The sequence below is a fragment of the Amycolatopsis sp. NPDC114478 genome, from assembly GCF_055633805.1.
This window is the reverse complement of sequence record NZ_JBVKDO010000016.1, coordinates 140944-160189: the sequence shown is the minus strand read 5'-3', so window position 1 is coordinate 160189 and position 19246 is coordinate 140944. Positions and strand designations below refer to the sequence as shown.

The 19246-nt window shown below is 73.5% G+C and carries 17 protein-coding genes; 6 read left to right on the top strand and 11 right to left on the bottom strand.

Annotated features, from left to right (window positions below; genetic code table 11):
• Positions 1 to 2: 2 nt before the first annotated feature.
• Entirely contained in the window at positions 3 to 3272 is a 3270-nt protein-coding gene (locus ACZ7OH_RS35980; RefSeq protein ID WP_470284933.1) for a glucodextranase DOMON-like domain-containing protein, read from the top strand.
• A gap of 19 nt (positions 3273 to 3291) precedes the next feature.
• Positions 3292 to 3852 (top strand): DinB family protein, encoded by a 561-nt coding sequence (locus ACZ7OH_RS35975; RefSeq protein WP_470284932.1) that lies wholly within the window; start codon positions 3292 to 3294, stop codon positions 3850 to 3852.
• A gap of 56 nt (positions 3853 to 3908) precedes the next feature.
• Here ACZ7OH_RS35975 and ACZ7OH_RS35970 read toward each other — a convergent pair whose 3' ends face one another.
• The 3 genes from ACZ7OH_RS35970 to ACZ7OH_RS35960 all read right to left on the bottom strand — a co-directional run bounded on the left by ACZ7OH_RS35970 (position 3909) and on the right by ACZ7OH_RS35960 (position 6398).
• Entirely contained in the window at positions 3909 to 4361 is a 453-nt protein-coding gene (locus tag ACZ7OH_RS35970; protein ID WP_470284931.1) for a hypothetical protein, read from the bottom strand.
• A 73-nt stretch (positions 4362 to 4434) separates the two neighbouring features.
• Positions 4435 to 5712, bottom strand: a complete 1278-nt coding sequence (locus ACZ7OH_RS35965) for a sensor histidine kinase (protein ID WP_470284930.1) — start codon at positions 5710 to 5712, stop codon at positions 4435 to 4437.
• Entirely contained in the window at positions 5709 to 6398 is a 690-nt protein-coding gene (locus ACZ7OH_RS35960; protein ID WP_470284929.1) for a response regulator transcription factor, read from the bottom strand. The genes ACZ7OH_RS35965 and ACZ7OH_RS35960 overlap by 4 nt, the downstream gene beginning before the upstream one ends.
• A 101-nt stretch (positions 6399 to 6499) precedes the next feature.
• On the opposite strand from ACZ7OH_RS35960, the gene ACZ7OH_RS35955 reads away from it, so the two are divergent.
• Positions 6500 to 6964, top strand: coding sequence for a hypothetical protein (locus tag ACZ7OH_RS35955; protein ID WP_470284928.1), 465 nt, complete (start codon positions 6500 to 6502; stop codon positions 6962 to 6964).
• Here the strand turns inward: ACZ7OH_RS35955 and ACZ7OH_RS35950 are convergent.
• On the bottom strand, positions 6961 to 7971 hold the full coding sequence (locus ACZ7OH_RS35950) for an aldo/keto reductase (protein WP_470284927.1): 1011 nt from the start codon (positions 7969 to 7971) through the stop codon (positions 6961 to 6963). The two genes, ACZ7OH_RS35955 and ACZ7OH_RS35950, sit on opposite strands and share 4 nt — an antisense overlap.
• A 182-nt stretch (positions 7972 to 8153) precedes the next feature.
• Between ACZ7OH_RS35950 and ACZ7OH_RS35945 the strand changes: the two genes are divergently transcribed.
• From ACZ7OH_RS35945 to ACZ7OH_RS35935, 3 genes are read left to right on the top strand one after another with little or no spacing between them, the layout of a single operon-like run.
• Complete coding sequence (locus tag ACZ7OH_RS35945) at positions 8154 to 8669, top strand: YbaB/EbfC family nucleoid-associated protein (RefSeq protein WP_470284926.1); 516 nt, start codon at positions 8154 to 8156, stop codon at positions 8667 to 8669.
• On the top strand, positions 8666 to 8980 hold the full coding sequence (locus tag ACZ7OH_RS35940; RefSeq protein WP_470284925.1) for a hypothetical protein: 315 nt from the start codon (positions 8666 to 8668) through the stop codon (positions 8978 to 8980). Before ACZ7OH_RS35945 ends, ACZ7OH_RS35940 begins: the two co-directional genes overlap by 4 nt.
• Positions 8980 to 10536, top strand: a complete 1557-nt coding sequence (locus ACZ7OH_RS35935; RefSeq protein ID WP_470284924.1) for a WXG100 family type VII secretion target — start codon at positions 8980 to 8982, stop codon at positions 10534 to 10536. Before ACZ7OH_RS35940 ends, ACZ7OH_RS35935 begins: the two co-directional genes overlap by 1 nt.
• Here ACZ7OH_RS35935 and ACZ7OH_RS35930 read toward each other — a convergent pair whose 3' ends face one another.
• The 7 genes from ACZ7OH_RS35930 to ACZ7OH_RS35900 all read right to left on the bottom strand — a co-directional run bounded on the left by ACZ7OH_RS35930 (position 10537) and on the right by ACZ7OH_RS35900 (position 19220).
• A complete protein-coding gene (locus ACZ7OH_RS35930; RefSeq protein WP_470284923.1) occupies positions 10537 to 11907 on the bottom strand; it encodes a PucR family transcriptional regulator in 1371 nt (456 codons plus the stop codon).
• Between the two features lie 196 nt (positions 11908 to 12103).
• Complete coding sequence (locus ACZ7OH_RS35925) at positions 12104 to 13174, bottom strand: DUF917 domain-containing protein (RefSeq protein WP_470284922.1); 1071 nt, start codon at positions 13172 to 13174, stop codon at positions 12104 to 12106.
• Between the two features lie 28 nt (positions 13175 to 13202).
• A complete protein-coding gene (locus tag ACZ7OH_RS35920) occupies positions 13203 to 14306 on the bottom strand; it encodes a DUF917 domain-containing protein (RefSeq protein ID WP_470284921.1) in 1104 nt (367 codons plus the stop codon).
• A complete protein-coding gene (locus tag ACZ7OH_RS35915) occupies positions 14303 to 15373 on the bottom strand; it encodes a DUF917 domain-containing protein (protein WP_470284920.1) in 1071 nt (356 codons plus the stop codon). The genes ACZ7OH_RS35920 and ACZ7OH_RS35915 overlap by 4 nt, the downstream gene beginning before the upstream one ends.
• The gene (locus tag ACZ7OH_RS35910) at positions 15373 to 16914 is read right to left on the bottom strand and encodes a hydantoinase/oxoprolinase N-terminal domain-containing protein (protein WP_470284919.1); all 1542 of its coding nucleotides are present in this window, start codon (positions 16912 to 16914) and stop codon (positions 15373 to 15375) included. The genes ACZ7OH_RS35915 and ACZ7OH_RS35910 overlap by 1 nt, the downstream gene beginning before the upstream one ends.
• An 11-nt stretch (positions 16915 to 16925) precedes the next feature.
• On the bottom strand, positions 16926 to 18254 hold the full coding sequence (locus ACZ7OH_RS35905) for a purine-cytosine permease family protein (RefSeq protein ID WP_400897895.1): 1329 nt from the start codon (positions 18252 to 18254) through the stop codon (positions 16926 to 16928).
• 105 nt (positions 18255 to 18359) lie between these two features.
• Positions 18360 to 19220, bottom strand: coding sequence for an SDR family NAD(P)-dependent oxidoreductase (locus ACZ7OH_RS35900; RefSeq protein ID WP_470284918.1), 861 nt, complete (start codon positions 19218 to 19220; stop codon positions 18360 to 18362).
• Positions 19221 to 19246: the final 26 nt, after the last annotated feature.

Here is a 19246-nt window from a genome sequence, read left to right as displayed (position 1 = left end):
GGATGACTCGGTCGACGTCGTCCGTCGTGGTGTGCGCGGTGCTGGCCGCCGCCCTCCTCCCCGTGCCGGCCGCCGCCGCGGCCCCGGCCCCCGGACCGGGCGCGGTCTCGCACTTCGGGCTGGCCCGCAAGGACTGCCTGGGCACCGCCCGGAACACCACCAGCAAGGCGTGGTTCACGGTCGCGGGCGGCGTGCTGTCCGACGTCTACGCGCCGGTGATCGACAACACGAACGTCGAGACGCTGCAGTTCGCCGTCACCGACGGCCGCACGTTCACCGACCTGCAGGCGCGGGACATGACCTACACCGTCCGCACCAGCGCGGGCGGGATGGCCTGCGAGGTGACCTCGACCCCGCGCAGCGGCAAGTACCGGCTGGTCACCGAGTACCTGACCGACCCCGCGCGCACCGGCGTGCTCATCCGGACCCGGCTGGACCCGCTCCAGGGGTCCGGCCGCGATCTCAAGGTCTACGTGCGGTTCGACGCGAGCGTCAACGGCAACGGCGGTGGCGGCCCGGTGAACGGCGGCGGGGACACGGCTTCGGTGGACGCGGCGACGTCCGCGCTGGTCAGCGCCGACCCGAACACGGTGTCCAGCGCGCCGGCCCGCGACTACGCGACCCCGTTGGCCGCCGCGCTGCGCGCCGACCGCCGGTTCCTCGGCACGTCCAGCGGGTTCGTCGGCACGGCCGGCGACGGCCTGGCCCAGCTCGACCGCGACCACCGGCTGACCGATCAGACGGCGTCGGCGGTGAACGGCAACGTCGTGCAGACCGCGCAGCTGGACCTGCAGCCGCGCCGCCCGGCCGTGCTGGCGCTCGGCTTCGGCGCGGACGCGAGCGCGGCGGTCCGGACCGCGGGCGCGAGCCTGCGCACGCCGTTCGACGAGAGCTACCGCGAGTACGCGCGTGGCTGGCGCGACTACGACAACGGGCTGGTTCCCGTGCGCGGCAAGGACTCCGACGCCTACTACCAGTCGGCCAACGTGCTGAAGGCCAGTGAGGACAAGACGTTCCCGGGCGCGGTGGTCGCCTCGCTCGGCAGCCCGTGGGGACAGGCGGTCTCCGCCGGGGACGCGCCCGGCGGCAAGCCCGTCTACTTCGGTTCGTACCGCGAGATCTTCGCCCGCGACCTCTACGAAAGCTTCTCGGGCCTGCTCGCCGCCGGCGACCGCGAAACCGCGCGGGCCAGCGTGCGGTGGTTGTTCTCCCGGCAGCAGCAGCCGGACGGCCGGTTCCCGCGCAACTCCATGCTGAACGGCAAGAAAGCCCCCGACTCCGGCGGTGACCAGCTCGACGAGAGCGCGTACCCGATCCTGATGGCGCTGCAGGCCGGGCTCGACCGCGACCGCACGCTCTACACCGACCACATCCGCGCGGCCGCGGACTTCGTCGTCGCGCACGGGCCGGCGTTCGGCTCCGAACGCTGGGAAGAGCAGGGCGGCTACTCCCCCTCGACGATCGCGGCCGAGATCGCCGGGCTCGTCGCGGCCGGGGTGATCGCCGACCGCAACGGCGACCCGGCGCGCGCCCGCGTCTACCGGGCCACCGCCGACCACTTCCAGCGCAGCATCAAGGGCTGGACCGTGACGTCCACCGGGCCGTACGGCGGCCGGTACTTCCTGCGCCTGACCAAGAACGGCGATCCGAACTCCGAATGGATCTACAACCTCGGCAACGGCTCGGTCGACGCCGACCAGCGCGCGGTCGTCGACGCCGGGTTCCTCGAGCTGACCCGCCTCGGCGTGCTGCCGGCGAACGACCCCGACGTCATCGCGTCGCTCGGCGTGGTGGACCGCGTGATCAAGCGGGACACGCCGACCGGCCCGGGCTGGTACCGCTACGGGACTTCCGCGGCGGGCAGCGAAGACGGCTACGGCGACTGCTACGAGCCGGACCCGACGAACTGCGCCCCGACCGGGGCACCGTGGCCGGGGCCGAACACCGGGTCCGGGCACCTCTGGCCGGTGCTCGCCGGTGAACGCGGCGAGCAGGCCGTGCAGACCGGCGACCGCGCCGGCGCGGCGGCGCTGCTGCGTGCGATGCGGGCCCAGACCGGCGGCACCGGGCTGATTCCCGAGCAGGTGTGGGAAAACCCGGCGGTCCCGGCGTCGCCCTACGGCTCGGACCCGCGCACGGCGTCCATCGGCTTCGCGCCGGGGCAGCCCGCCGGTTCGGTCGCGCCGCTGAGCTGGGCGCAGTCGCAGTCGGTCCGGCTGGCCCGGGCCCTCGACGACGGCCGGCTGCCCGAGCAGCCCGCCGACGTCCGCGCCCGGTACGTCACGCACGGCCCGCCCGCGGCGCTGGCGGTCACGCTCGACGCGCCCGCGTCGGTGTCCACCGGGACCGCGGCGGTCACCGGCACCGCGCCCGCGGGCAGCCAGGTCGACCTGGCTGTGTCGAACACCGACACCGGAACGACTTCGGTGCTGTCGGTGCGGGCCGCCGCGGACGGGAAGTTCGGCGTGACCGTGCCGACGCCGCTGGGCGCGAACGTCGTCACGGCGGCCGCCACTTCCGGCGGCGGCACCGGGTACGCGCAGAAGACGATCAGCTCGGACTTCGTCACCGGCACGGTCCTGCTCGACGCGGCCGACCCCGACGGCGACGACAACGGCCCGGGCACCTACACGTATCCGACGGCGGGCGACTTCCACGCCGGCGCGTTCGACCTGCAGCGATTCCAGGTCATCGACTCGGGCACCAACCTGGTGTTCCGCGCGCAGATCCGCGACCTGTCCCCGACGTTCGGCTCGCCGCTGGGCGCGCAGCTGCTGACGATCTACGCGCACGACCCGGCCGCGACGGTGACGTCGACCGCGGCGCCGTTCCCGAGCCGGGCGTACACGATCGCGGCGTCCGATGCCTGGAGCCGGCGCATCGAGGTCCAGGGCTTCGCCGACCCGGCGCTCGTCGACGCTTCGGGCGCAACGCTCGCGACGCCGTCGGTGCAGGCTTCGCAGGCGACGCGGTACATCACGGTGAGCGTCGCGAAGTCCGCGTTCGGGACCCCGGCGGCCGGTTGGACGTTCGCGGTGGTGCTGACCGGCCAGGACGGCAACTCCCCCGACCAGGCGCGGCCGTTCACGCCGACGGCGGGGCAGTACACGTTCGGGCTGTGCGCCGCGGGCGGGACCGCGCCGGTCTGCGTGGCGGACCCGGCGACCGCCCCGAAGGCGCTCGACGTGCTGACGCCGTCCGGAGTGGACCAGGCCGCGGAGCTGGACCCGACACGGGGGCCGGTCGTGGTGCGCGGGGTGCCGGTCGGGTGATCCTGGCAAGCTGGCCGGCATGATCGACGAATTCGCGAAGCAGTACCTGCACGACGATCTGCGCGAAGCCCGCGAGGCCGTGCTGGGGAAGCTGGACGGGCTGAGCGAGTACGACGTCCGCCGTCCCCTGACCGCGACCGGGACCAACCTGCTCGGCCTGGTGAAGCACCTGGCGCTGTGGGAGACGCGGTACCTGGGCGAGGTGTTCGGCCGGCCGTTCCCCGAGCCGCTGCCCCGCTGGGACGACACCGAGGCGCGCGGCCGGGACTTCTGGGCGACCGAGCAGGAGACGCGCGCGGAGATCGTCGACCGGTACCGCCGTGCCGCGGAGCACTCCGACGCGACGATCGCGGCACTGCCCGTCGACGCGCCCGGCCACGTGCCGTGGTGGCCGCGGCCGGACGTGCTGCTGTTCAACGTCCTGGTCCACGTGCTCACCGAGACCACCCGGCACGCCGGGCACGCCGACATCCTGCGGGAGCAGCTCGACGGGGCGACCAGCGCGCCGCCCCGGAACCGCGCGTTCTGGACCGAGCGGTACGCGGAGATCGAGCGGGTCGCGAAGGCCGCCGGGTCCTGAAAGGTGCGGCACTTTCCGGGGAAAGTGCCGCACCCGGTCCGGTGTGGACAGCCGGCTCAGCGGCGGCCGCCGTGGTCATTGCCGGTCTCGACGCCGCGACCGCCGCGATCGTCGCCCGTTTCGACGCCGCGACCGCCGCGATCGTCGCCCGTTTCGGCCCCGCGACCACCGCGGTCGTCCCCCGCCTCGACCCCACGACCACCGTGATCGTCGCCCGGCTCGACCCCACGACCACCGTGGTCATCGCCCGGCTCAACGCCGCGGCCGCCGCGATCGTCGCCGAGGTCGTGGGTGCGCGTCGGGTACGTGCTCGGCGCCGTCGCGCTCGGGTGCGTGCTCGGCGCGCTCGTTTCCGTGACTCCGCTGCCGCGTGTGGTCTCCGTGGCGGCCGAGGTCTCCGTCGTCGGCACCCGCGTGCCGTCGTCCGCGCCGGACTGCGCGAGGGCCGCCGTGGTGCCGCCCACCGCGAGCGCCGCGCCGGCCGCCGCGATCACCAGAATCTTGCGCATGTCTGCTCCTTTTCGTTCCCTGCCAACGAAAGAAGCTTCACGCACCGGCGGATAGCGGCGCGCTGCGCGCGGCTTAAGGCATCCCTAACGGCGTTCCGAGTTCCAGCACGATCCGCGCCCCGCGCGGCCGCCCGCGGGTCACCGTGAACGTCCCGCCGGACGCGCGCGCCGTCTGCCGCGCGATGTCGAGTCCGAGCCCCGTCGACCCGGCCCCGCTCGCACCGCGCTCGACGTCGTCGAAGTCGAACCCCGGCCCCTCGTCCGAGACCTCCAGGCGCGCCCCCTCGGGCGTCCCCGTCAACCGGATCGCGTACGCGGTTCCCTCGGGTGTGTGCGCGAAGACGTTGCCCAGCAACGCGTCCAGGCACGCGGCCAGCTCGGCCGGCCCGGCCGCGACCGGCAGCGGGCCCGGCGCGACCTCGACCGTCACCGCGCGGTCCTGGTCCTGCGCCAGCACCGACCAGAACTCCGCCCGCTCGCCCACCACCGAAGCCGCATCGCACGAGCCGGGCGCCGAGTCCCGGGCCCGCGCCTGGTCGATCAACGCCGTGACCTGGCGCTCCAGGCTCTCCGCGTGCCCGGTGATCCGGTCGGCTTCGGCCGGGTCGCGCAACGACTCGGCGTCCAGCCGCAGCACGGTCAACGGCGTCCGCAGGCGGTGCGAGATGTCGGCCACCGCCTCGCGTTCCTGGCGGACCAGGTCGCGGATCCGCGCGGCGAGGAGGTTGAGCGCGGCCGCCACCGAGCGCACCTCCCCCGGCCCGCCGGGCACGGCCCGCGCGTCCAGATCACCCTCGGCCAGCCGTCGCGACACCGCCGCGAGCTCGTGCACCGGCCGCACGATCGACCGGGCCAGCCGGTCGGCGACGACCACCCCGAGCGCCAGCAGCACCACGCCGAGCGCCGCCAGCACCAGCCACGCCGCGCCCAGCCCGCGGGTCAGTTCGGCGCGGTCGACGAAGGCCCGGACGACGGCGGTCCCGCGCGGCAGCCCCTGGACCGCGACGAGGATTTCGCGGCCCGCGTCGTCCTCGACGGTGAGGCTCGCGCCCTGCGCCGCGGCCAGCGTGACGCCGGGCGTGCGCGGGGTCGGCGCGCCGAGCACCGTGCCGTCCGGCAGGAACACCGTCACGGGGTGGCCGGCGGTCGTGTTGAGCTGGTCGACGGCGGGCCGCAGCGTCACCGTGTCGGCCGTCGCCACCAGGGACGTCAGGGACTGTGCCTTCGCCGTGGCGGCGGTGACCGCGCGGTCCGCGGTGACCGACCGCAGCAGGATCGCCAGCGGCACCAGGAACGCCACGAGCACCAGGCTCATCGCGGCCGCGACCAGCACCGCGAGCCGCTTCCTCACGCCCCGGCCCCCGGTTCGGCCAGCCGGACGCCGACGCGCCGCACGCTGTGCAGGTACCGCGGTTCCTGCGCGGTTTCGCCGAGCTTGCGCCGCAGCCACGACAGGTGGACGTCGACGGTCTTGTCCGCGCCGGCGTAGGGCAGCTTCCACACGTCGGCGAGCAGTTCGCGCTTGCTCACCACGGTTCCCGCCCGGCTCGCCAGGTAGTGCAGCAGGTCGAACTCGCGCGGGGTGAGGTCCAGCGGCGCGCCGTCGAGCGACGCCTGGCGCGTCCGCGCGTCGACCGACAGACCGCCGACGACCACCGGCGCGGTCGTCTCCTCCGGCTCGGCGCGCCGCAGCACCGCCCGGATCCGCGCGTCGAGCTGGGCACCGCCGAACGGCTTGACCACGTAGTCGTCGGCGCCCGCGTCGAGCAGCCGGACGATTTCCTCCTCCGCGCCGCGGGCGGTGACCACGATGATCGGCACCGCGCTGACCGCCCGCACCATCCGCAGCACCTCGCGGCCGTCGAGGTCGGGCAAGCCCAGGTCGAGCAGCACGACGTCGGGCCGGTCGGTGACGGCCGCCTGGAGCCCGGCCATCGCGGTCGGCGCGGACGTCACCGCGTGCCCGCGCTCGGTCAGCGCGCGCAGCACGGCCGTGCGGATGGTCGGGTCGTCCTCGACGAGCAGCACGGTCGCCATGCTCGGGAGGCTACACACGCGCCGCCGCTTCGCCGGGTTCCCGGCGAACGCTAAGGCCGCCTTAGCCGTGTCTTAACCCGCCTGGATGGCACAGTGGACGGGTGAACAGGCGCGGAGTGCTGATGGCGGCGGGCTGGCTGCTGGCCGCCGCCGTCACCGCGGGCGTCGGCACGGTGGCCCTCGACGTCGTCGGCGCCGGCATCCTCGGTTCGCAGAACCAGCCGCTGTCCGCCGACGACGTCGCCCGCGCCCTGGAAACCGTGCCGTCGAGCACGAGCGTGACCGTCCCGCCGACCACTCCGACGACGTCGAGCGCCCCGGCGCCGCGCGGCCTGACCGTGTCCGGCGGCACCATCGTCGCCACGTGCGCGGGCGACCGGGTCACCCTGCTCTCGTGGAGCCCGGACCCGGGCTTCCGCGCCGACGACGTCTCGCGCGGCCCGGCCGCCACGGCGTCGGTCAAGTTCAAGAACGGCGGCACGGAGAACGTGGTCGTGGTGACCTGCCAGGACGGCGAGCCGCACGCCGACACCGTCGGCGACGAAGGCCACCACGGCCGGGGTTAGCCCGGCAACCCGGCGTTGAGGCGCGCCAGGATCCGGTGCGGGAACGGCAGTTCCGGCGCGCTGACCGCGGTCAGCCGGTCGAGCTGGGCGTCGGTGAGGTCGAGGGCGAGCGCGCCCACCGTCTCGGCGAGTTGCTCGGGGGATCGCGCGCCGATCAGCGGCGCGGGCATGCCCGGCCGGCGGGTCACCCAGTGCAGGGCCACCTGGGCGGCCGTCGCGCCGGCCTCGGCCGCGACCTCGCGGACGACGTCGAGGATCGCCCAGCGCGCCTCGGGCAGCGACCGGAAGGCCGCGCCGCCGGCGAGCCGGCCGGTGCCCGTGCCCTCGCGGGTGTACTTGCCGGACAGGAACCCGCCGCCGATCGCGCCCCACGGCTGGATCGCGATGCCGAACTCACGGGCCAGGGGCACGTACTCGGCTTCAATCGCCCGCTCGAGCAGCGAATGTTCCAGCTGCAGCGCGGTCACCGGCGGGCCGCCGAGCATCGCCGCCTTCGTCGCGTACCAGGCCGGGACGTCGCTGAGCCCGGCGGCGCGGATCTTCCCGGCGCGCACGAGATCGCCGAACGCCGCCATGACCTCCTCGGCCGGGGTGCAGCCGTCCCAGACGTGCAGCCAGTACAGGTCGACGTGGTCGACGCGCAGCCGCCGCAGCGACGCCTCCAGCGAGGCGACCATGTTCTTGCGGCCGTTGCTGCGGCGGCGCGGGTCCGAATACGGGGCGCCGTCCCGGAACTCGGGTCCGGAGTACTTGGTGGCGAGCACGACGTCGTCGCGATCGACGTCGCGGAGGAACTCCCCGACCAGCTCCTCGCTGCGGCCGGCGCTGTAGTTGTCCGCCGTGTCGACGAAGTTGCCGCCGCCCTCGACGTAGGCGCGGAAGACCTTCCGCGCCGTGTCGTCGTCGGCGCAGAAGGGTCCGGTGCCGAAGGTCATCGCGCCCAGTGCCAGCGGGGACACCCGCAGCCCGGAGCGGCCGAGCGCCCGGTAGTCGTCCAATCGTGTCATGCACCCGATCGTGCAACCCGGAGCGTGGTCCGGGTCAAACCCGATCGAGGCATTCGCGGGCAACATCGGGGAGTCATCCAGGCATACTGCGCACGATCACCAGATGAATGTCCGGTGTGCGCTAATCTGGCGCGATCACGGGGTCGGCGCCCCGCACCCCGGCGTGGCGAGGAGTCGAATTCGTGCAACCGAACCTGGGGCCAGGCGAGGACTTCCAGCTGCTGCTCGAGCGGCAGGTCCGGGACATGCAGTCGAAGGCGGCCGCGCTGGGTGAAGCGCTTTCCGCCGCCGGTGCGACCGTCCGCTCCCGCGACGGCGCGGTCACCGTCACGCTCGCGCCGAACGGCGCGCTCACGAACCTCGAGCTCGGGCACCGGGCGTGCGAACTGGGCCCGGCGCGGCTGACCGCGGCGATCATGGGCACCGTGCGGGAAGCGCAGCGCCGGACTGCCCGCAGCGTCGCGGACTCCTTCGCCACCATCAACGGCGACGGCGAGTCGACCGACATGGTCCGGTCGTTCCTGCCGCCGGACCCGCCGCCGGACGGCGACTTCGCGGCGCCGGAGACCCCCGTCGAGCCCCCTCCGCCGCCCGCCGCTCCCCCGGCCCGTCCGCCCGCACCGCCGGCCGCCGGCCCCGCTCCGCGTCGCCGTCCCTCGGCCGACGACCGCTTCGACGACGAATCGAACCCCTGGTGAGCGGCGGCGGGTTCAGGGTCGACTCGGAGCCCCTGGCCACCTTCGGCAAGCACCTCGACGAGCTCCAGAGCAACCTGCGGAGCACCGCGGACCTGGTCGGCGGCATGACCTGCGACCCGGGCATGTTCGGCATCAACCCGGCGTGCCAGCTGATGGCGGCGGGCGCGAGCACGTGGACGGACAAGGCGCACCACCAGTTCGGGGACTACGCCAAGACCATCGGCGAGTTCGCGGACAAGGTCGCCGAAGCCGCGAAGCGCTACCAGGCGGGCGAACAAGACGCCGTCGACTCGATCGTGAGGTTCGAATAGTGGGCGACGACTACCAGAGCAAGGACGTCAGCCTCCACGGCTCCGATCTGTTCAACAAGGACAACGCCGCCGCCGGGGCCGGGTTCTTCGAAGCGGCGGTCGGGCTGGACAAGGCCGTCAAGGAGAACGACAAGGTCGCGATCGGCATCGGCGCGGCGGGCATGGCGCTGGAGACGATCGGTCTCGTGCTGGACCCGATCGGCAGCCTGCTGACGGCCGGGATCGGCTGGCTCATCGAGCACATCACGATCCTGCGGTGGCCGCTGGACATCCTGATGGGCGACCCGATCGGCATCCAGGCGGCCGGCGACGCGCTCAAGGCCGAGAAGAAGAAGCTCGAAGGGTGGTCGCAGCAGCACCAGGAAGCCCTCGCCACGCTCATGAAGGACTGGTCCGGCAACGCGGCGGAGCAGTTCAAGAAGGACATGGACGCGGTCACCGAGCAGCTGACCTCCCTCGGCGGCTACCTCGACCAGGCCGGCAAGAACATGATGATCGCGGGCGGCATCGTCGGCGCGTTCCGCGGCATCCTGCGCGACCTGATCGCGATGCTCCTGGCGACGATCATCAAGGGCGCCCTGATCGCGGCGGCGCTCGCCCCGGTGACGTTCGGCGCGTCGATCGCGCTGTTCATCACGACGACGATCGGCACGGTAGCCACGGCGCTGGGCAAGATCGGCACGAAGCTGATGCAGCTGGGCAAGAAGCTGGCGGACCTGGTGAAGGCGCTGGCGAAGATGGGCAAAGCGGGGGACGAGATCGCCGGGGCGAAGCCTCCGACGAGCAGCTTGACCCCGACCCCGACGCCCAAGCCGCCGGCGGCACCGAAGCCGGACGCGACCCCGGGGCCGAAGCCGTCGTCGGCTACTCCGGAACCCAAGCCCGAGCCTAAGCCGGAGCCCAAACCCGAGCCGAAGCCGGAACCTGCGCCGTCCTCGGCGACCCCGGAGCCCAAGCCCTCCTCGGCAACTCCAGAGCCCGAGCCGAAACCCGAGCCCGCGCCCGAGCCGAAACCGGAACCCGCACCGTCGTCGTCCTCGGCGGCCCCTGAGCCGAAGCCCGAGCCCAAGCCGGAACCGGCGCCGCCGTCGTCGTCGTCGGCGACCCCAGAACCCAAGCCCTCGTCAGCCACTCCAGAACCGAAGCCCGAGTCCGCACCTTCTTCCTCCTCGGCCACTCCGGAGCCGAAGCCGGAGCCGGCGAAGCCCGACCCCGCGCCGTCTTCGTCCACTCCGGACCCCGCACCCACCCCGGATCCCAAGCCGCACAAGCCGTTCACCGATCAGATGACCGCCGTCATCAAGGACAAGCTGTCCAAGGTGGACGGTGTCACGCCCGAGATCCTGGCGAAGTTCGACAAGATCAACAACTTCTCGGTCGAACAGCTCGGCAAGGTCTTCGGCAAGGAAGGCGCCGAGAAGTTCGAGTCGGCCATCAAGATCATGACCGACCCGTGGTTCGGAAAGTCGGGGCTGGCGGGCAAGACCGTCGTCGACATGATCAAGGGCGTGCCCGCCAGCATCGGGAACGTCACCGGCGGCGGGAACGACAACTAGTCACTCCCCCGAAAGGATCACCGCCCGGGACGCGAGGTGCAGCGCCAGCCGCTCGTCCGGGCGGGACAGGTCCACGCCGAGCAGCTGCTCGATCCGCGCGATCCGGGCCGCCACGGTGTTGCGGTGCACGCCCAGCACCGTGGCGGTCTCGGCGATCGACGACTCCGCGTCCAGGTAGGCGGCCAGCGTCCGGACGAGGTCGCCCGGCACCGACCGCAGCGGCGCGACCAGCGCTCGCGCGGCCGGTTCGAACGTGTCCGTGCGGGTCCACTCCAGCAGCAGCTGGGCCATGCCGAGCTGGTCGACGTGCAGGAAGTGGCCCGTCTCGGGCCGGGTCGCGGCGAGGCGGGCGGCGTCGAGGGCTTCCGCGACCGTCGCGGCCAGTCCTTCCGGACGCGGGTGCGGCCGCCCGACGCCCATGTGCGCGCCCAGGCGCAGCGTCCGGTGCGCCGCCTGGAGCCGGGTCGCCAGCGCGCGCACCCGCTCCGCCGTGGGTTCGTGGTCGAAGGTGACCCAGCCGGTCCAGCCGTCGCCGTGCTCGACGACGGCCTCGACGTCCAGCGCCCGCAGGACTTCCTGGGTCCGCGCGACCGTGTCGACGGCCGCCGGGACGCCCAGGTGCAGCCCGACGTGCCAGCCGCCGAGCCGCCAGCCGGCGTCGGCGACGCGGCGGCGCAGGTCCGCGCCGGGCTCGGTGTCCAGGCGCAGGAGGTCGCCGAGCAACGCGGTGCGCGAGCGCGCGTCGCGTTCCAGCTCGAGGCGGTTGGCCAGGAGCCACCGCTGCAGCGCCCCGGCGGCGACGGCGAGTGCGGGCGGCACGTCGTCGGCCCGCGCGGCCTCGGTCCCCCGGAGCTCGGCGGCCAGCCACATCGCGGGCCGCTGCAGCAGGACGGGGTGGGCGAGCAGGACACCGTCGTCGAGCTCGGTCCGCTGGGGCACGGCTTCGTCCAGCCGGACGCGCCCGCCGACCTCCCCGGCGAGCGGCACCCCCCGGTCGTCGAGCACGGCCACGGGCGAGCGCAGCAGCCGCCGCAGCACGGCGACGACCTCTTCGGGCGGCCGCAGCCGGTCCCCGAGCGCGCGGTGGGTAGCGAGGAGCAGCTCGGCCCGATCGAGCTCGGGCGCGGCGAGCAGCAGCCGAGCTTCGACGAGCAGATCGAGCGGCGAGGCCGAGGTGACGAGCAGCGGAACGCCCAGCCGATCGGCAAGCAGCCGCGACGCGCTGAGCGGCTCGGTCCCGGAGAGCAGGACGGCGGCGGCCCCGGCATCGGCGCAGCGGCGAAGAAGGGCATCGATCTGCCAGTCGGTCCCGGCGATCGGCCGGGCGACCACGGCGAGCTCCCCGGCCGCGGGGAGGTGGGAAGCGTCCAAAGTGGCTTGAACGGTCGCAAGTGGACGGTCCAGTCCGGAAGCGCCGGCGAGCACCCGAACGTGTTCGGACCAGCCGGGAAGGGCGAGAACTCGGCGCAGGCTCACGGCAGCCCCACCCGCCGGAGCCGGCTCACGGGAGCCCCACCGCGGCAGGACTCGGCCCGCCGGGGCAACGCCGGGGCCGGCCTCGGCGCGCTCACGGGAACCCCACCGGGTCGCAGTCGATTCCGTACGCCCTCGGCTGCAGCACCGGCAACCGGCGCGGGTCGGTCCAGAACTCGGCCGCCGCCAGGCGGACCACGTCCACCTCCACCCCCGCGCGGATCGCGTCGCACGACACCGGGACCCCCGTCCGGTGGTCCAGCACCGACAGCACGTCCGGCGTCGACGCCACCGGTGCCCCGTCGCGCAACGCCAGCAGGTACTCGTTCTCCATCTCCACCCTCAGCAGCGCGCCGTCGCGGTGGTCCGCCAGCGTGACGCTGCCGCGGCCGAACCCCGGGCTGCCGTGCCGGCCGGGGCCGGGGTGCCGCGCCACCTCGATGACCCGGCCACGCGCCAGCACCGAGCCCGCCAACGCCGCTTCGAGCGCCTCCCGCGGTGGGCTCTCCCCCACCGCCAGCACCCGGCGGCCGAGCGCAAGCGCGCCGCTCGTCGTCCCGCCCACCGAACACGACGCCAGCTCGCCCGCCGGGATCGGGGCCAGCGCGAACGCCGCCCACCCGCCCGAGCTGGCCAGGAACGCCCGCGTGCCCCGCTCGATCACCACGTCGGAGCCGGCCGCCAGCACCACCACCTGCCCGCCGGGCTCGGCCAGCGCCGCCGGCGCGACCCCGCGGCCGGTCGCGGCCACCGAAAACTGGTCGAGCCGGGGCAGCCCGCGCCCGGACAGGTCCGCGTCGACGTACCCCAGCCCGAGCTGGTCGGCCACGACCAGTGGCAGCAGCCCGTTGAGGCCGCCGATCTCGATGGACATCAGCGCGTCGGCGCGCTCGCCCGTCCACCGCTCGATCGCCGCCACGGCGGACGCGAACTCGTCGCCGCCCGGCAGCTTCTCGGTGAACGCCGCCGTCGCGCCGACGACGCCGATCGGCACCACCCGGGCCGACGGCGCCAGGCCGGCCACCGGCGAAACCTCGAGCGCGCGGCCGTCGGCGAGCAACCGGCGCAGCAGGACGGCGGCGGTGACGGTGTCCCCGCCACCGCCGGACCCGAGCAGGGCCACCCCGCGTTCGAGGGCGGCCACGTCACCGGCGGTGATGCGCATGACTGACCACAGTAGACGAGCCGGCCGCTCACGTCTCCGCTGTGATCTGTTCGACGGGCACGAACGGGTGCGGCAGCCCGAACGCCCCCGGGCCGAACGTGTCGAGGGCTTCCGGCGTCCGCATCAACGGCGGCGTCGAGATGCCGACGACGGTGACGCGCTGGCCGAACCGCAGCGTCTCGGTGGTGATCGGCTCGGCCGTCGCGGACTCCAGCACGCAGATCAGGTCGGGCACGAGACACCGCACGGTACCGTCCACAGTGGCCAGCAGGTTCTCGTTCTGGAACAGGATCTCCAGCTTGCTCGAACCGTCGAGCGACACCGCCGCCGCGCGGCCCCGCGCGAAGCCCGCCTCGGTGCGCCGCTCCACATCGGACACCTTGCCGCGGAAGAGCACCCGCAGGTGCTGGTACGGCGTCGTCGTCAACGCCGAAGCCAGCCGCTCGACCGGATCTTCGTTGGCTTCCCGCGCCTCCCGGATCGTGCGGCCCACGGTCAGCGCCAGCGAAAGCGTTTGCGGCACCGCCGTCCGCTTCACCTCGGCGCCGCTCATCGCGTACTCGGCGATGTGCGCGACCCCGCCGAGCCGGATGGTGACGCCGCGGGCCAGCCACTCCATCCGCTTGTTGTCCGCGCCGGTGTCGATCACCGTCGTCTCGCCGCGCTCGCCGCCGATGGCCATCGGCGACCCGGTGACGCCGTAGACGCCGAACGTCTCCATCTGCAGCTCGGGGAACGCCCGGCCCATGCCGTCGGCGTCGACCACCGGCAGCCCGAGCCGGGCGCCGACGATCAGCGGGATCATCGAGTTGATGCCGCCGCACTCGATCGGCATGGTCGCGTCCGCGCGCCGGCCGAGGTGCCGCTCCAGCGTCCGCAGCGCCAGCACCGGCTCGGCGCCGTTGGGCAGCTTCTCGTGCACCACGGTCGGCGCGCCCATCTGCGCCGTCGGGACGACCAGCGCGTCGTCGTCCACTTCGGACGGGTCGAGGATCGTGATCGGCCCGTGCTCCCGGATCGCCTCGCGCACGAGCAGCCGCCCGACGTACGGATCGCCACCGCCGCCGGTGCCGAGCACGGCGGCGCCGCGGGCGAGGTCGGGCAGGTCGGCTTCGGTCAGGGTCCAGCTCACCCGGCGACTCCGATCGGGTCGATGTCGTAGCCGAAGTACCGCGGCCCGGCCAGCGCGATGCCCTCCGGCGTGTGCCAGCGCGGGTCGGCGGGCGCGGCGATGACCGTGACGCGCTGGCCGTACCGCAGGCCCTCGGTCGTCACGGCCTCGCCGGACTCGCGTTCCAGCGTGCAGATCAGGTCGGGCACCGACGCTTCGACGACGCCGTGGCGCTCGGCCACCAGGTGCTCGTTCTGGAAGCGCAGCACCAGTTCCGCACCGGTGTCGCCGTCCATTCCGGACAGCCGCGCCTCGCCGCGGGCGAAGCCGGTGACCGTCCGGCGGGCGACGTCGACGACCTTGCCGCTGAACAGCCGCCGCCCACCCAGGCGGGAAACGACCCGCGCGACGGGGTCCTCGTGCGCGGCGCGCGCGGACCGCACCAGCGCGCCCAGCTCGGCGCACAGGCTGAGCGTGCCGGGCACCAGCGACTCCCGCGCCTGGCCGCCGGACATCGCGTAGTTGCTGATCATCGCCGAGCAGCCCATGTCGATGGTCGCCGACCGGGCGAGCCGCTCGGCCCACCGGTTGTCCACAGTGTCCAGTACCCCGCGGTTGCCCTTCTCGTCCGCGATGGACATCGGGGTCGCGCGGATGCCGTACAAAGTCGGCAAAACCATTTGCAGCTCCGGGAAGGCCCGGCCCATGCCGTCGGCGTCGACCAGCGGCAGGCCCAGCTGCGCGGCCGCGACGACCGGGATCAGCGAGTTGACCCCGCCCGCCTCGGCGCACGCGATGTGCGTCAGCTCCTTGCCCAGGTACGCGGCGAGCGTGCGGGCCGCGAGCGCGACCTGCTCGGCCGACGGCAGCTTCTCGACCATGACCGTCGGCGCGCCCATCATGGCGACCGGCAGGACGACGGCGTCGTCCGGCACCTCCGCCAGCGGCACCAGCGGCACGGACCCGTGCGAGCGGACCGCCGAGGCGGCCAGCAGCCGGCCGATGTACGGGTCGCCACCGCCCCCGGTGCCGAGGATGGCGGCACCGCGGGCGATGTCGTCGAGGTCGTGCTCGGTGATCTCGCGCATCACGCCCCCAGCTGCAGGTCGCCGACGGCCTTGACGCGGATGCGCGTGGCGTTGCCGGGCAGGTACGGGATGGGCACCTCGTCGAAGTCGACGATGCCGACCGACGCCGGCGACGCGCCCGCGGCAACCGCCCGGTCGACGGCCTCCTGCTTGGCTTCGTCCACAACGGACTCGCGGCGGCCGGGTTCGATCACGTAGACACGGTCGACCTCGCCGCCGATCTGCGCGATGGCCGCGCCGATCGCGTTGGCCACGGCGTAGTTCTCCGGCCGGTGCACCTCGCCGCAGCCGGCCAGCTCGTCCGGCAGCAGCACCGAACCACCGCCGACCGCGACCACCGGCAGCGGCTCGGCCGACGTCCGCATCCGTTCGACCACATCGGACACGTCCGCGGCGATCCGGTCCAGCGCCGCGCGGACCAGCGAGCGGTCCAAATGCGACACGAGTGACGCGTCCCCGATGTCGGCGCGGCCCGCCGCGACGGCGATGTCGGTCGCGGTGAGCGTGTCCCCGCCGAAGACCAGGGCCTTCGACGTCAGCTCGTAGCCGACCGAGTCCGGGCCCACCGTGACGTTCCCGCGCACCCGGCTGCCGCCGCCGAGGCCGATCGACAGGACGTCCGGCATCCGGAAGTTGGTGCGGATGCCCGCGACGCTGACGTCGGTGGTCGCCTCCCGCGGAAAACCCTGCCGCAGGACGCCGACGTCCGAAGTCGTGCCGCCGACGTCGACCACCGCGCAGGTGTCCAAACCGGACAGCACGGCGGCGCCGCGCATCGAGTTCGTGGGCCCCGACGCGAAGGTCGCCACCGGGTAGCGGCGGGCGAAGTCGACGTCCATCAGCGTGCCGTCGTTCTGGCTGAGGTACAGCGGCGCGGTGATGCCCGCGCCGGTGACCGACGCGGACAGCCCGTCGACGATGTGCGCGGCCAGCTCGCGCAGCGCCGCGTTGATCACCGTCGCGTTTTCGCGCTCCAGCAAGCCGATCCGGCCGATCTCGTGGGACAGCGAGATCGCCACGTCCGGCAGCTGCGCGGCGATGATCTCGGCCGCGCGGGCCTCGAACTCGGCGTTGACCGGGGAGAAGACCGAGGTGATGGCGACGCTGCGCACCCCGGCCTCCCCCATGTCGTCGGCGGCCTTGCGCAGCTCGCTCTCGTCGAGCTCCGCGATGTGGCGGCCGTCGAACTCGTGTCCACCGTGGACCAGGTAGCTGCGCCCCGACACCGCGTCGACGAGCCGCTGCGGCCAGTCGACCATCGGCGGCAGCGACGCCCCGGCCGGCAGGCTCAGCCGGACGGCCGCGGTCGGCGCGAGCCGGTGGGCCTCGACGAGGGCGTTGATGAAGTGCGTGGTGCCGATCATCACCGCCCTTACCGCCGCCGGGTCGAACGCGCGTTGCCGCTGCAGGCCGTCGATCGCGGCGACGATGCCCGAGGTGACGTCCGCGGTCGTGCTGGTCTTGACCGAGGCGAGCACCTGACGGCCGTCGAGCAGGACAGCGTCGGTGTTGGTGCCGCCGACGTCGATGCCGATGCGCACGAAGATTCTCCTTAAGCGGATTGGACGGCGGGAGCGGCGTCGGCGGTCCGGCTGCTGCCGATCCCCCGCACCAGGCCGAGCTTCCCGGCGACGACGTACAGGACGAAGCCCACGACGAGCGAGTTGATGCTCGGCAGGCCCCATTCGACGAACTTCCCGAAGAGCGCCGCGGCGACCCAGACGACGAGCGTGGCGGGCACCCACACGGGCGCGTCCTCGGGCACGGTTCCCCGCGCCCGGGCCGATTCCAGGTCCCCACGCCACTTCTTCACGACGAAGTACTCGGCGACCATGATCCCGGCGATCGGCGGGAACGCGACGCCCAGCACGGTGAGGAAGTCGGTGAACTTCGCCAGGATCCCGGCGGCGGCGAGCAGGCTGCCCGCGACGCCGAGCACGGCGGTCACCAGACCGCGGTGGGCCTTGCGCCCGGACACCGTGCCGATGAAGTTCACGACCCCGAGACCCGACGAGTACAGGTTCCAGTCGTTGATCTTGATCGTGCCCGCGATGACGATCAGCAGGCCGACCCACCCGACCGACGACGTCACGATGGTGGTGATCCCGGCGCTGCCGACGGCGTGCGCGAGCAGGACACCGGACAGGCCGATGACGTACTCGCCGAGCGTGATCCCGACGAGCGTCTGCTTGACGACGTCCGAAGTGGACCGGTTGAAGCGGGTCATGTCCGGCGTGATGACGGCGCCGACGATGAAGCCGCCGGCGACCAGCGTGGTGCCCTGCAGCAGGCTCAGCGACGGCCCGGGCGGGGCCGACGAAACGAGCGCGCCGAGGTCGTGGCGGGTCAGCTCGGAGATGATCGACCAGCCGACGAGGATCAGGAACGCCGGGACGGTCAGGTAGGCCGTCCAGGCCATGGAGTGGAAGCCGCGGACGACGATCGCGGTGACGAGCAGGCCGAAGACGAGCGCCCAGCCCCACTCCGGCAGGCCGCCGATGAGCGAGACGAGACCCTGCGCGGACACCGCGGACTGGATACCGAACCAGCCGATGAGGCTGATCCCGATGGCGAGCCCGATGAGCGCCGAGCCGCCGCGGCCGAAGCCGGTCCAGCGGGCGATCATGGACGTCGAGAGGCCCTCGCGGACGCCGATGACGCCGACGAGGATGGTGATGAGCTCCAGGATGACCGAGCCGAGCGTGAACGCCAGGACCGCCGGCCAGAAGCTCATCCCGAAGCCGACAGTGGCTCCGAGCAGGAACTGGGACAGGGCGGACACCTGGCCGAACCGCTGGACGGCGACCGACCACCACGAGTACCGGGCGTGGTCCGGCACTCTGGTGAGGGCATAGTCATCGACACCGACTGTTGAGGCCACGCCGACCTCCTAATCCGGGAAGGGGAACGGTTCCCCGCACCGTAAGCAGCGGTCCCGGCGACGTCACCGTGCGATGTGCACAGTTCACGCCCGGCCGCTGTGCACTCAGACCAGTGGGTCCGCTCCGGTCAGCGTGACACTCTCGTCCCAAAGCCGCCGGGCGGCGTCGTCGGTCAGGTTCGCCCAGCGCTCTTCGAGGCGAGGCCGGCCGCGCAGGCCGAACACGCGCGGGCCCCACATTTGGCCACCCGTGACGTCCGGGCCGAGGACCGCGCGGACGGCGGGCCGCGCACCGGCGTCCTTGCCCTGCAGGAGAGCGCGGGCCGGCAGGCCGCGCAGCCACTGGCCGGGGGTGCGGACGTGCACCGGCGGGCGCGACGGCGTCAGCGAGTCGAGCGCGCCCCCGGGGTGGGCGACGACGCTCAGCCGCTTCGAGCCGGTTTCGCGCAGCCGCCGGTCGAGTTCGAGCGCGAAGAGCATCTGGGCCAGCTTCGAGCGTTCGTACGCGCGCTTCGGGACGTAGTCGCGTTCGCTCTGGAGGTCGGCGAAGTCGAGCTTCGCGGACTTCGCCGCGAAGCTGCCGGTGGTGATGATCCGCGCGTCCGGCGCCAGTTGCGGCAGCAGCCGGGCGACCAGCGCGAAGTGACCGAGGTGGTTGGTGCCGAACATCAGCTCGTGGCCGGCCGGCGTCTCGCGGCGCGGCGGGTGGTCGAGCATGACCCCGGCGTTGCAGACGACGGCGTCGAGCGGCCCGGGGTCGACGGTCGCGACCTGGGCCGGGTCGGCGAGGTCGAGCCGGACGTGGCTGACGCGCGCGCCGGCGACCCGCGACCGGATCGCCGTGCCCGCGACCTCCGCCTTCGCCGGGTCACGGCTCCCGATCACCACTTCCGCCCCGGCCGAAGCCAGCTGTTCCGCGGCGAAATAGCCGATTCCCGCGTTGCCGCCGGTCACCAGCACCCGCATCGACGTCCCCTCCCCGTGCCAAGCTG

What these genes read in the sequence shown, in the direction of transcription:
- ACZ7OH_RS35980 (WP_470284933.1), top strand. Translation starts at nt 3, where the DNA reads ATGACTCGGTCGACGTCGTCCGTCGTGGTGTGCGCGGTGCTGGCCGCC.
- ACZ7OH_RS35975 (WP_470284932.1), top strand. Translation starts at nt 3,292, where the DNA reads ATGATCGACGAATTCGCGAAGCAGTACCTGCACGACGATCTGCGCGAA.
- ACZ7OH_RS35970 (WP_470284931.1), bottom strand. Translation starts at nt 4,361, where the DNA reads ATGCGCAAGATTCTGGTGATCGCGGCGGCCGGCGCGGCGCTCGCGGTG.
- ACZ7OH_RS35960 (WP_470284929.1), bottom strand. Translation starts at nt 6,398, where the DNA reads ATGGCGACCGTGCTGCTCGTCGAGGACGACCCGACCATCCGCACGGCC.
- ACZ7OH_RS35950 (WP_470284927.1), bottom strand. Translation starts at nt 7,971, where the DNA reads ATGACACGATTGGACGACTACCGGGCGCTCGGCCGCTCCGGGCTGCGG.
- ACZ7OH_RS35925 (WP_470284922.1), bottom strand. Translation starts at nt 13,174, where the DNA reads ATGCGCATCACCGCCGGTGACGTGGCCGCCCTCGAACGCGGGGTGGCC.
- ACZ7OH_RS35915 (WP_470284920.1), bottom strand. Translation starts at nt 15,373, where the DNA reads ATGCGCGAGATCACCGAGCACGACCTCGACGACATCGCCCGCGGTGCC.
- ACZ7OH_RS35900 (WP_470284918.1), bottom strand. Translation starts at nt 19,220, where the DNA reads ATGCGGGTGCTGGTGACCGGCGGCAACGCGGGAATCGGCTATTTCGCC.